At 71.2% G+C, this 12,483-nt stretch carries 10 protein-coding genes; 7 read left to right on the forward strand and 3 right to left on the reverse strand.

Annotated elements, in window-relative coordinates:
• Positions 1 to 39 precede the first annotated feature (39 nt).
• A complete protein-coding gene (locus tag MD221_RS16775; RefSeq protein ID WP_242113144.1) occupies positions 40 to 1,869 on the forward strand; it encodes a DUF885 domain-containing protein in 1,830 nt (609 codons plus the stop codon).
• Positions 1,870 to 1,884: 15 nt separating this feature from the next.
• Here MD221_RS16775 and MD221_RS16780 read toward each other — a convergent pair whose 3' ends face one another.
• Both MD221_RS16780 and MD221_RS16785 read right to left on the reverse strand, forming a co-directional pair.
• Positions 1,885 to 2,652, reverse strand: coding sequence for a LytR/AlgR family response regulator transcription factor (locus MD221_RS16780; RefSeq protein ID WP_242113145.1), 768 nt, complete (start codon positions 2,650 to 2,652; stop codon positions 1,885 to 1,887).
• Positions 2,652 to 3,719, reverse strand: a complete 1,068-nt coding sequence (locus MD221_RS16785; protein ID WP_242113147.1) for a sensor histidine kinase — start codon at positions 3,717 to 3,719, stop codon at positions 2,652 to 2,654. The genes MD221_RS16780 and MD221_RS16785 overlap by 1 nt, the downstream gene beginning before the upstream one ends.
• Positions 3,720 to 3,863: 144 nt before the next feature.
• Between MD221_RS16785 and MD221_RS16790 the strand changes: the two genes are divergently transcribed.
• Together MD221_RS16790 and arsC are read left to right on the forward strand one after the other, a co-directional pair.
• Positions 3,864 to 4,751: a TolB family protein gene (locus tag MD221_RS16790; RefSeq protein ID WP_242113148.1), complete on the forward strand. Its 888-nt coding sequence runs from the start codon at positions 3,864 to 3,866 to the stop codon at positions 4,749 to 4,751.
• Positions 4,752 to 4,843: 92 nt separating this feature from the next.
• Positions 4,844 to 5,299, forward strand: coding sequence for an arsenate reductase (glutaredoxin) (gene arsC / locus MD221_RS16795; RefSeq protein ID WP_425602298.1), 456 nt, complete (start codon positions 4,844 to 4,846; stop codon positions 5,297 to 5,299).
• A gap of 246 nt (positions 5,300 to 5,545) precedes the next feature.
• On the opposite strand, the gene MD221_RS16800 is transcribed toward arsC, so the two are convergent.
• Positions 5,546 to 6,892: a DEAD/DEAH box helicase gene (locus tag MD221_RS16800; protein ID WP_242113150.1), complete on the reverse strand. Its 1,347-nt coding sequence runs from the start codon at positions 6,890 to 6,892 to the stop codon at positions 5,546 to 5,548.
• A gap of 469 nt (positions 6,893 to 7,361) precedes the next feature.
• On the opposite strand from MD221_RS16800, the gene MD221_RS16805 reads away from it, so the two are divergent.
• From MD221_RS16805 to MD221_RS16820, 4 genes are all read left to right on the forward strand, one after another.
• A complete protein-coding gene (locus tag MD221_RS16805; RefSeq protein WP_242113151.1) occupies positions 7,362 to 9,038 on the forward strand; it encodes a FecR domain-containing protein in 1,677 nt (558 codons plus the stop codon).
• 13 nt (positions 9,039 to 9,051) lie between these two features.
• Positions 9,052 to 10,761, forward strand: coding sequence for a CHASE2 domain-containing protein (locus MD221_RS16810; RefSeq protein WP_242113152.1), 1,710 nt, complete (start codon positions 9,052 to 9,054; stop codon positions 10,759 to 10,761).
• A gap of 90 nt (positions 10,762 to 10,851) precedes the next feature.
• Positions 10,852 to 11,106, forward strand: a complete 255-nt coding sequence (locus MD221_RS16815) for a hypothetical protein (protein WP_242113153.1) — start codon at positions 10,852 to 10,854, stop codon at positions 11,104 to 11,106.
• Between the two features lie 10 nt (positions 11,107 to 11,116).
• Positions 11,117 to 12,301: a low temperature requirement protein A gene (locus MD221_RS16820; RefSeq protein WP_242113154.1), complete on the forward strand. Its 1,185-nt coding sequence runs from the start codon at positions 11,117 to 11,119 to the stop codon at positions 12,299 to 12,301.
• Positions 12,302 to 12,483 lie beyond the last annotated feature (182 nt).

Here is a 12,483-nt window from a genome sequence, read left to right on the forward strand (position 1 = left end):
CGGGCGGATCGTTCCTCCCACCCTTCCGGGAAACCCGCAATGACCCAACGCCCCGCGCCGCTCCTCCGCCTGGCCGTATTGAGCCTGGCGATCGCCTCGCTCGCTCCCCTCGCCCCGCCCGCGCATGCCGCGCAGGCGCAGGAAGCCGCCGATGCCGGCACCAAGGCGGCCAGGCTCAACGCCCTGTACGAGGAATATTGGGAGGGCTACCTGAAGCTGTATCCGCTGGATGCGACCTACCAGGGCGACAACCGCTACAACGACCAGCTGCCGGATTTCGACAGCGCCGCCTATCGCGCCGACACCCGCAAGTTCACCCAGGACTGGCTGCGACGGATCGAGGCGGTCGGCGCCGACGGCCTGACGGGGCAGGACCTGCTCAGCTACCAGATCTTCGTGCGCAACGCCAAGGACCGTCTCGAGTCCGACAAGTACCCGGAGTGGATGCTGCCGGTCAACCAGATGTACAGCCTGCCCACCGTCGCCGTGCAATTGGGATCGGGCAGCGGCGCGCAGCCGTTCAAGACGGTCAAGGACTACGACGACTGGCTGGCGCGCGGCAACCGCCTGCCGGTGCTGGTCGACACCGAGATCGACAACATGCGCCAGGGCATCAAGGCCGGCGTGGTGCAACCGCGTGCGCTGATGGAAAAGGTGCTGCCGCAGCTGGACGCGCTGATCCAGGACAAGCCCGAGGACACGCTGCTGTGGGGGCCGATCCGCTCGATGCCCGCCGGCTTCGGCGAGGCCGACAGGAAGCGGCTGGCCCAGGCCTACCGCGAGATGATCGCCACGCGCATCCTGCCCGCCTTCCGCAAGCTGCGCGGCTTCATCGCCGACGAATACCTGCCCAAGGCGCGCGAGAGCGTCGGCCTGGACAAGCTGCCCGACGGCGCGGCCTGGTACGCCTTCAACGCGCGCCAGTCCACCACCACCGGCATGTCCCCGGACGAGATCCACCGGATCGGCCTGGACGAGGTGGCGCGCATCCACGGCGAAATCCGCAAGATCATGGCCGAGACCGGCTTCAAGGGATCGCTGCAGGATTTCTTCGAGTTCATGAAGAGCGATCCGAAGTTCGGCTTCAAGACCGAGGATGCGCTGCTGGCCTACTACCGCGCGCTCGAGGCACGGATCAACAAGCGGGTCCCGGAGCAGTTCACGCTGATCCCGAAATCGCCCTTCGAGATCCGCCCGGTGGAGGCCTTCCGCGCCAAGTCCGCCGCCGGCGGCGAGTACATGCAGCCGAGCGAGGACGGTTCGCGCCCGGGCATCTTCTACGTCAACACCTACGACCTGCCCACGCGCAAGACCTGGGACGCCGAGGACCTGTACCTCCACGAGGCCATTCCCGGCCACCATTTCCAGCTCGCGCTGCAGCAGGAGCTGCAGAGCCTGCCGAAGTTCCGCCGCTTCGGCGGCGAGACCGCCTTCATCGAGGGATGGGGGCTGTACGCCGAGTCGCTGGGCAAGAGCCTGGGCGTGTACGAGTCGCCCTACGACTATTTCGGCTATCTGCAGAACGAGCTCTGGCGCGCGATCCGCCTGGTCACCGACACCGGCCTGCACAGCAAGGGCTGGACGCGCGAGCAGGTGATCCGCTACATGCTCGAGAACTCCGCCGAGAGCGAAACCCAGTCCACCGCCGAGGCCGAACGCTACATCGCCTGGCCGGGACAGGCGCTGGCGTACAAGATCGGCGAGCTGAAGATCCAGTCGCTGCGCCGCCAGGCCGAGCGCGAGCTGGGCGATAAGTTCGACATCCGCGGATTCCACGCCGAGGTGCTGAAGGACGGCGCGGTGCCGCTGGACATCCTGCAGCAGAAGGTCGAGCGCTGGATCCAGGAGCGCAAGGCCTCGCGCGGCTAAGCCGCGCCGGCCGCGCTAGTCGCGCCCCTGCCCCTCGCCCGCGAGGGGCAACCCCAGCGCGCCGCGCAGCTGCGCCCGGTAGCGGCGTCCGGAGGTGATGCGCATGCCGCCGCGCATGCGCAGCACGTACTGGCCGGCGCCGCAGGGCTCGATCTGCTCGATCAGGTCGATGCGCACGATGCGCGAACGGTGGATGCGCACGAACAGGCGCGGATCCAGGCGCGTCTGGATGTTCGCCATCGTCTCGCGCAGCAGCACCCCGCGCCCGCCCATGCGCAGCTCCACGTAGTTGCCCTGGGCCAGCACGCATTCGATCTCCTGCACCGGCACGATCCGCAGGCGCGCGCCGTCGGGCACCACCAGCCGCTCCGGATAGGCCGCGGCCGGCGCGGCACCCGCGGCGACGGCCTCGCCCTGCCCCAGCTGCCGGCGCGCCCGCGCCACCGAATCGCGCAGGCGGTCCGGCGCCACCGGCTTGACCAGATAGTCGAGCGCGCGGGCGTCGAAGGCCTGCACCGCGTGTTCGGAATAGGCGGTGACGAACACCACCAGCGGCCGCAGCGCCGGCGGCAGCCGGTCGAGCATGGCGAAGCCGTCCAGCTGCGGCATGCGCACGTCCAGGAACACGACGTCGGCGGCCAGCGAGGGCAGTTCCCGCGCCGCGGCCTCGCCGTCGCCGAACTCGGCCACCACCTCCACCGCCTGCTCCTCGCCGAGCAGCCGCCGCAGGCGCGCCCGCGCCAGCGGTTCGTCGTCGACGATGGCCGCGCGCAGCGTCCGCATCAGGCCGCCCGGCGGCCGCGCTGCAGCGGCAGGCGCAGGCAGGCGCGCGTGCCGCCGTCCGGCCGCGCCTGCAGTTGCAGCGACTGCCGGTCGCCGTAGAGGCATTCCAGGCGCGCGCGGATATTGCTCAGCCCCGTGCCCTGCCGATCGGTCGCCGGCCCGCCGTCGCCGTCGTCGCTGATCTCCAGCAGCAGCCACGCCCCCTCGCCGCCCACCCGCACGCCGAGGTGCCCGGGCGCGATCTTCGCGGCGATGGCGTGGCGGATGGCGTTCTCCGCCAGCGGCTGCAGCAGCAGCGGCGGGACCAGCGCGTCGTCCAGGCCGGGGCCGATGTCCCATTGCAGCTGCAGGCGCTCGCCCAGCCGCACCTTCTCGATCTCCAGGTAGTGCTGCAGCAGACGCAGTTCCTCGCGCAGCGGCACCAGGCGGCCCTGGCGATAGTCGAGGCTGCTGCGCAGCAGCTCGCCCAATCCGACCAGCATGCGGTCGGCGGCGTCCGCGTCGCGGTGCACCATCTCGGCGATCGAATTGAGCGCGTTGAAGAGAAAATGCGGATTGAGCTGGGCGCTGAGCGCCTCCAGCCGCGTCTCGGTCAGCCGCGCCTGCAACTGCTCGGCCTGGCGCTCGCGCTGGCGCGCGCGCTGCGCGTACAGCCAGCCGTGCGCCACGCCGATGTTGAGCCAGGCCATCAGGAAATTGTTCCAGATGCTGGTGACCAGCACGTCGCCGAACGGCGGCAGCTCGCGGTACCAGCCCAGCCAGGGATTGAACGCCCAGATCGACAGCGCGCGCAGCAGCACCAGGCCGACCGTCGCCGTCGACAGCACCGTCAGCGAGCTTGCCAACCGCCCGCGCTCGATCGGGAAGCGCTCGACCAGCCAGAACAGCGCCACCGACAGCGGAATCCACAGCCAGGCCGAGAGCAGGCCGCGGCGCAGCGCCTTGCCGACGGTCATCAGCTCGTCGCTCGGCCATTGCATGGTCAGCAGCTGCCCGGTCGTGACCAGACCTTCCAGCGTCCACCAGACGGCGGCGACCGCGACGACGATCCAGTTGCGTTTCGACATGGCCTCACGCTAGCGGCCGCCCCCTGCCGTTGCAACCGGCTCGGCGGCCGCCGGTCCCGGCGCGCGATGTGTTCGTCACATCGCGCTTGCCGGCGCCTGCGATGGGAGCGAATTTGCCGCCGCACCCCAACGCCCGAGGGCACCATGAAAATCTCCGCCGCGATCGTTCTCGTCCTGTGCTCGGCGGCCTGCGCCGCCCACGCCGAAGCCCCTGCCGCCGCCGGGCATTGCGCCCCGGTCACCGTCTTCGGCGAGGGCAGCATCTCGCTTCCCGGCGACCACTGGGAGTCGCGCCTCACGCTCTCGCCCGACCGCCGTCTGGCGCTGTGGACGGTCGGCAATCCCGGCACCAGGATCATGATCGCCGAGCGCCGCCGCGGCGGCTGGGGCGAAGCCAAGGTCGTGCCGTTCTCCGGCGTCTACGAGGACAACGATCCGTTCTTCGCGCCGGACGGGCGCACGCTCTATTTCACTTCGAAGCGTCCGCTGGTGGCGGGCGGCCAGCCGCAGGAAAAGTTCGACCTGTGGATGGTGCGCTACGGCTGGCGCGGCTGGGGCGAACCCACGCACCTGGGCCCCGGCCCGAACAGCGACGCGGAGGAGCTGTACCCGAGCATCGACCGCCTGGGCAATCTCTATTTCGGCAGCAACCGCGACGGCGAGAAATGGGACATCTGGCGCAGCGCGCGCCGGCCCGACGGCCGCTTCGGCACCGCGGTCAAGCTCGGCGACAGCGTCAACACCGCCGAGTACTGGGAATACAACCCGGAGATCTCGCCGGACGGGCGCACGCTGCTGTTCGCCTCGCTCAACCGTCCCGGCGGCTACGGCTGGGGCGACGTCTACGTCAGCCGCGTGCGCCGCGGCGGCTTCGCGCCGGCCCAGAACCTGGGCGCATGCGTCAATTCCACCGCCGACGACTACCACCCAACCATGCTGTGGCCGGAGCAGCGGCTGGTCTGGGTGCGCAACGTGATCGAGGATCCCGACTTTTTCCCGGACTTCTACACCACGCGCGTGCGTCTGCCGTAGCACTGCAACCGGCAGGGATGGCGGTGACGGCGCGCAGGGATGCGCGCCGTTTTTTTGCGTCCGCGCGCCGGCGCGGGACAGGCGCGTGGCTTATGCTGGCGCGACTGTCCACGCCCGGAAACGACATGCCGCCGTCCGCGCCGATCACGATCTACCACAACCCCGCCTGCGGCACCTCGCGCAATACGCTGGCGATGATCCGCAACAGCGGCGCCGAGCCGCTGGTCGTCGAATACCTGAAGACGCCGCCCGACCGCGCCACGCTCGACGCGCTGATCGCGGCCTGCGGCGTCGGCGCGCGCGGCCTGCTGCGCGAGAAGGAGCCTCTGTGCCGCGAGCTCGGGCTCGACGACCCGGCGCTGCCGGATGCGGCGCTGGCCGAGGCCATGCTGGCGCATCCGATCCTGATCAATCGCCCGATCGTGGTCACGCCGCTCGGCGCGCGGCTGTGCCGGCCCTCGGAACAGGTGCTCGCCTTGCTGCCCGATCCGCAGCGCGGACCGTTCGTCAAGGAAGACGGCGAAGTGGTGGTCGACCCGCGCGCGTAGGGCGCGCGCCGACGCGATGTCGGGCATCGCCGGCGTTCGCCGCGCGGTCAGCGCGGCGAACGCATGCGCGATGGCTCAGGCGCGCGTATCGCGCCGGGCGCCCGCCGGCTTGCCGCCGCCGCGGTGCTGCTTCGGGCCGGCGTGCGAATGCGCGGCGCGCGAGGCGGGCTTGCCGTGCGCGCGGTGCGCCGGCNGCATCGCCGGCGTTCGCCGCGCGGTCAGCGCGGCGAACGCATGCGCGATGGCTCAGGCGCGCGTATCGCGCCGGGCGCCCGCCGGCTTGCCGCCGCCGCGGTGCTGCTTCGGGCCGGCGTGCGAATGCGCGGCGCGCGAGGCGGGCTTGCCGTGCGCGCGGTGCGCCGGCTTGGCCGCCGCGCGCGCGCCGCCGCCGTTGTTGCGGCCTCCGCCCTTCTGGCCGCGCGACTGCGCGGGCATCGGCGCGTCCAGGCGCAGCGGGCGGCTCGGCTCGTAGCCGGACAGCGTCTCCATCGCGATGTCCGTCTTGAGCAGGCGCTGGATCTGCCGCAGCAGCGCGCCCTCCTCCGGCGAGACCAGCGACAGCGCCTCGCCCTGCGCGCCGGCGCGTCCGGTGCGGCCGATGCGGTGCACGTAGTCCTCGGCGACCATCGGCAGGTCGTGGTTGATCACCAGCGGCAGGTTGGGGATGTCCAGGCCGCGCGCGGCGACGTCGGTGGCCACCAGGATGCGCGCCTTGCCGGTCTTGAACTGCAGCAGCGCCTTCTGCCGCTGCGCCTGGCTCTTGTTGCCGTGGATCGCCAGCGCCTTCAGGCCGGCCTTCTCCAGCTGTTCGGCCAGGCGGTTGCAGCCGTGCTTGGTCTTGCCGAAGACGATCACCTGCTCGGTGTGGCGCTGGCTGAGGATGTCGACCAGCAGGTCGCGCTTGCGCGTGGCGTCCACCGGATGCACGCGGTGCACCACGGTGTCGGCCACGGCATTGCTGGCCGTCACCTGCACCTGCTGCGGATCGCGCATGAACTCCAGCGCCAGCGCCTTGATGCGCGGCTCGAAGGTCGCCGAGAACAGCAGCGTCTGCCGCTCGCGCGGCAGGCGGGCGAGGATGCGCTTGATCGCGGGCAGGAAGCCCATGTCGAGCATGCGGTCGGCCTCGTCCAGGACCAGGATCTCGATCGCATCGAGCTTGGCGCTGCCGCGCTCGAGATGGTCGATGAGGCGGCCCGGGGTCGCCACCAGCACGTCGACGCCGCGGCGCAGGTTGTCCACCTGCGGCTGCATGCCGGCGCCGCCGAAGATGGTGGTGACGTTCAGGCGCAGGTGCTTGCCGTAGGCGCGCAGGCTGTCGCCGACCTGCAGGGCCAGCTCGCGGGTCGGGGTGAGGATCAGCGCGCGCGGCTTGCGCGGCCCGGACGGCGGGGTCTGCTTGGACAGCCGCTGCAGCAGCGGCAGCCCGAAGGCGGCGGTCTTGCCGGTGCCGGTCTGGGCGCCGCCCAGCAGGTCGTGGCCGGCCAGCGCCAGCGGGATGGCCTGGACCTGGATCGGCGTGGGCACGGTGTACTGGCTGTCGGCCAGGGCGCGCAGCAGCGCGGGCGACAGCCCGAGGGTTTCAAAACTCATGGTATCGATAACTCCAGAAATCGGGCCGCCTGGCACGCCGGAAGATCCGCGCCTCGAACCGCGCCGTCGGCACGGCGGGAGATGCGGGTTCCTGGCCAGGAACGACCACGATGCTTACCCGGAGCTATCCAAAAACCGCGCTGCGAGTAAAGAATGAAAACGGTTGCCGGAGGCTCCGGACCGTGTTTGCGCGACATCGAACCCGGCCGCGGACGGCGGGTTCTGGCTTCACGTGCGGGATAGGCGCGGGGACGAACTCCCCGTCTGGCATACCAGGATCGTGACTGCTTGAAGCAGAGGCAGCCGTGTCGCGAACGGGGGAATTCTAGCCGTTTCCCGGGGTCGAAGCCAGCCGCCGCCCGTCCGGGCGCCGGGCGGCCGGCCGGCGGTTGTACGGCCGCCCGGCTTTTCGCGGACAATATTTGGTCAACACAGGAAGGAAGTCTCACTTTTGGAACGGGTCCTCGCCATGCCGTCCTCGCGCGTCCGCCCCCCCCGCCGCCCCGGCGCGGCAGCGATCCGGCGCATCCTGTGGTCCGCGCTGCTCGGCCTGGCGGCGCTGTGCTGCGTGGACGCGGCCTCGGCGCAGGAGTGGCGCTATCGGGTGCGCCCGGGCGACAACGTATGGGACCTGGCCGCGAAGTACCTGCGCAACGACGTGCCCTGGCAGAAGCTGCAGGCGCACAACGACATCCCCGATCCGCTGCGCCTGCCGCCCGGATCGCAGATGCGCTTCCCGGTCGCCTGGCTCAAGCAGCAGCCGGCCAAGGCCAAGGTGGTCGGCGTGCAGGGCAGCGCCGTCGCGCGCGATGCCGCCGGCAGGGAATCGCCGGTCAGCGAGGGCATGCGCCTGGGCATCGGCGCCACGCTGCGCACCGCGGCCGACGCCAACCTCACCCTGGAATTCGCCGACGGCTCGCGCCTGCTGCTGCAGGGCGACAGCGAGCTGGTGCTCGACAAGCTCAGCGCCTACGGCGCCACCGGCATGACCGACACCCGCCTGCGCCTGCCGCGCGGACGCGCCGGCAACGCCGTGCGGCCGATGCGCGGCCCGGCGGCCAACTACATCATCGCCACCCCGCACACGATCTCCAGCGTGCGCGGTACGCGCTTTCGCATCGGCAGCGACGGCACCCGCTCGCAGTCGGAAGTGACCGAAGGCAAGGTGGCGGTGAGCGGCGGCGGCGGCCAGGTGCTGCTCAAGCCCGGCCAGGGCACCGCCAGCGGCAGCGACAACCGCCCGCTGCCGCCGCGCGCGCTGCTGGCCGCGCCCGAGCCGGCCTCGATCGCGCTCTCGCTCGACCAGATTCCGGCCCGCCTGACCTGGAAGCCGGTCCCGGGCGCGGCGCGCTACCGGGTGCAGGTCTCGGCGACGCCCGAGTTCGTCACGCTGCTGCACGACCGGGTCGCGGACGCGCCGCAGGACGCCCTGCCGGCGCTGGCCGACGGCACCTACAGCGTGCGCGTGCGCGCCATCGACGAGAACGGCATCGAGGGCCTGGACGCCACCGTTTCGCTGCGCGCGGCGCGGCAGCCGCCGTTCGCCATCGCGCCGAGCGAGGGCAGCAGCACCGATGCCGAGCGTCCGCGCTTCCGCTGGGCCTCGATGGGCGAAGGCGTGCGCTACCGCTTCCAGCTGGCGGGCGCGGCCGGTTTCGACGCGCCGCTGGCCGACCAGACCGTGAAATCCACCGACCTGCGCAGCCCGCAGGCGCTGACGCCGGGCGACTACCAGTGGCGCGTGGCCGCCATCGACAGCGAGGACCGCGCCACCGGCTTCAGCGAGGGCCAGCACTTCAGCGTGCGCGCGCCCGGCCCCGGCCCGGAACTGCAGAGCGGGAGCGGCGCCGCGGACAAGCGCACCCTGCAGGTGCGCTGGCCGGCCGGCGCGGAGGGACAGCGCTTCCGCTTCCAGCTCTCGCGCAAGGCAGACTTCTCGCGCCTGGAAGTGGACCGCGAGCTCGACGACAACCAGATCACTCTGCCCGGCATGCGCTCGGGCACCTGGTACGCGCGCATCCAGACCATCGACAGCGACGGCTACGCCGGCCCCTACGGCCCCACCCAGACCATCAAGATGGGCTGCCTGTCCTGCCGCATCGCCGCGATCGGCGGTGGCGTAGTATTGGTCCTGCTCGCGCTCTGAGGCGCCACGACGCATGTCCGGCAGTTCCCGTCGAAAATCGCTTCCGCTGGCATTGCTGATCATGCTGGGCGCGGTGGCGTGCGTCTCGCTGCTGACCCTGACCAAGCTCACCTGGAAGGCGGACTACCGCATCTACGACACCCTGCTGCGCCATGCCGGCGAACGCGCCGACGACAGCGTGGTGATCGTCGCCATCGACGACAAGAGCGTATCGGCCCTGGGTCGCTGGCCCTGGCCGCGGCGCACGCATGCCGACCTGATCGACCGCCTGAGCCGCGTCGGCGCGCGCGGCGTCGCGCTGGACGTGGTCTTCGCCGAGCCAGACAGCGCCGATCCGGACGGCGACATCGCCCTTGCCAGGGCGATCCAGCACCACGGCCGCGTGGTGCTGCCGGTGCTGGCCGAGCCCTCCGAGCCCAACGGCCCGCCGGTGGAAGTGCTGCCGCTGCCCGCGCTGGTCTCAGCGTCGGCGGGCCTGGGGCACGTCGCGGTCGACGTCAGCCGCGACGGCATCACCCGCGACGCGCACCTGTACGCCGGCCTGGGCGACGCCCACTGGCCGATCCTGGCCCTGGCGCTGCGCGACCTGGACACGGACACGGCGCGCACCACGTCCGTTCCGGGCCTGCGCGAGAGCCACGTGCCGCGGGAATCGCCCTACCTGTGGGAACGCGACTACTGCGTGCTGATCCCCTACGTCTCCTCCGGCCCCGGCTTCCAGCAGGTGTCCTACGTCGACGTGCTCAACGGCCGCGTCCCGGACTCGCTGCTGCGCGATCGCTGGATCCTCGTCGGCGCCACCGCCTTCGGCACCGGCGACACCATCCTGACCCCGATGCAGCTCGGCGACGGCCGCATTCCCGGCGTCGAATACCAGGCCAACCTGCTGAACATGCTGCTGCACGGGCACACCATCACCCCGCTCGAGCACGGCTTGCAGCTGGCCGCCGGCATCTTCGCCGTGGCCCTGCCGACCTGGCTGCTGTTCCGCGTGCGCACGCGCCGCGTGGGCTGGGCGGTGCCGATCATGATGCTGGCCGTGCTGATCGCCAGCACGGTGCTGCTGTACCGCGCGCACCTGTGGTTCGCGCCGATGCCGGCGCTGGCGACGCTGCTGGCGAGCGCGGGGCTCTGGCTGTTCCTCGACATGCGCCAGTCGCAGCGCCAGGCGCACTACGACTCGCTCACCCAGCTGGCCAACCGCCGCCTGTTCGACACCATCCTGTCGCGCGAGCTCGGCTCGGCGCGGCGCAGCGATTCGCCGCTCTCGCTGCTGCTGATCGACGTCGACCACTTCAAGCACTACAACGACCGCTACGGCCACCAGGCCGGCGACGACATGTTGCGCAGGGTCGCGCAGGCCGTGTCCACGCACACGCGGCGGCCGCGCGACCTGCCCGCGCGCTACGGCGGCGACGAACTGGCGGTGATCCTGCCCGAGACCAACGGGCTGACCGCCTACGCCATCGCCGACGCCATCGTCGACGAGGTGCGCGCGCTGGCCATCCCGCACGCCGACTCCGGCGTCGCGCCGGTGGTCACGGTCAGCATCGGCGTGGCCAGCTGCGAACCCGGCAGCGATACCCGTCCCGACCTGCTGATCCGCCGCACCGACGTCGCCCTGTACCGGGCCAAGGAACTGGGCCGCAACTGCAGCTACCGCGCCACGGTCTGGTCGTCGGAAGACGCCGACACGCGCTTCGACATCAAGCTGGTCGGCTGACGCGCCGCCGAACCGCCGCGCCGTCGTTTGCATGGCGCGCGAAAAGCGTCATGATCGGCCGGCCTATCCATGCACCGACGAGGGGAGAGGATGCATACGCTGCTGGTGATCCTGGGCGGATTCGCCCTGCTCGCGCTTTGCCTGCTGGTCGCGCGCCTGGCCGGCGCCTCCAGGCGCAGGGCGATCCTGGTATTCCTGCCGCTGTGGCTGATCGGCGCCGCGGTCAACATGTGGATCGGCGTCGCCACCGCCGGCTATTCGGTGGCCGAGGAATTCCCCATCTTCCTGGCCATCTTCGCCGTACCGGCCATCGTGGCCGGCCTGCTCTACCGCAAGCTGCGCTGACGGCACGCCGATGACCAGGAAAAGCCTGCTTCGCAGCCGCGACAGCCACGACAGCGGCCGGGTCGGCATGATCGAGCTGTTCTTCGATCTGGTGTTCGTCTTCGCCGTCACCCAGCTCTCGCACACCCTGCTCGCGCACATGAGCCCGACCGGCGCGCTGCAGGTCGCCCTGCTGATGCTGGCGGTGTGGTGGGTATGGATCCATACCTCCTGGGTCACCAACTGGCTCAACCCCGAGCGGCAGCCGGTGCGGCTGTGCCTGTTCGCGCTGATGCTGGCGGGCCTGCTGATGTCCTCGGCGATTCCCGGGGCGTTCGCCGAGCACGGCCTGGCCTTCGCCGGCGCCTTCGCGGCCATGCAGGTGGGGCGCACGCTGTTCTTCCTGTGGGCGGTGCGCCGCGAGCCGCTGGGACGGCGCCGCAATTTCCAGCGCATCCTGGTCTGGCTGATGCTCTCGGGCGCGCTGTGGGTCGCGGGCGGACTGCAGCAGGACGCGACCGCGCGGCTGTGGTGCTGGGCGGCCGCGGTCGCTGTCGAATTCGTCGCGCCCTCGCTGTACTTCTGGGTGCCGGGCCTGGGGCGCTCCAGCACCGCCGACTGGGACGTCGACGGCCACCACATGGCCGAGCGCTGCGCGCTGTTCGTGATCATCGCGCTGGGCGAATCGCTGCTGGTCACCGGCGCCACCTTCGCCGAGCTGGAACGCTCCTTCGACGCGGTCGCCGCCTTCCTGGTCGCCTTCCTGGGCAGCGTGGCGATGTGGTGGCTGTACTTCGATACCGGCGCCGAGCGCGCCACCCACCGTTTCGCGCACTCCGACGATCCGGGCCGCATCGCCCGCATCGCCTACACCTATCTGCACCTGCCGATCGTGGCCGGCATCATCGTCTGCGCGGTGGCCGACGAACTGGTGCTCACCCATCCCGGGCACGCCGGCAATGCGGCCATCGCCGCGATCCTGGGCGGGCCGGCGCTGTACCTGTGCGGCAACGCCGCGTTCAAGTGGGTCACCAACGACCGCCTTTTGCCGCCACTCTCGCACCTGGCCGGCCTGCTGCTGTTGCTGGCCCTGCTGCCGCCGGCCCTCGGCCATGCGTTCTCGGCGCTGGCGCTCGGCACGCTCACCACGGCGGTGCTGATGCTGGTCGCGGCCTGGGAGAGCCTGGCGCTGCGAAGGCCCCCCAGGGCGGCGTAACCGTTTTCGCATGACCTTCGACACCCCCCGCCCCCCGGCGGGCGGGGTATCGTCCGCGGTTCCCGGCGCCTGGCGTGCCGGACATCCCATTTTGCAAAGCCCGAATCCGGGCCGGAGTCCGTCTGTGAGCATGAGTTCCCTACGAGTGCAGGCACCGCGCGTGCTGCTGCTGTCCCTGTCCG

Origin of the sequence: Luteimonas aquatica (assembly GCF_022662575.1) — a bacterium.
Lineage (GTDB): Bacteria > Pseudomonadota > Gammaproteobacteria > Xanthomonadales > Xanthomonadaceae > Luteimonas > Luteimonas aquatica.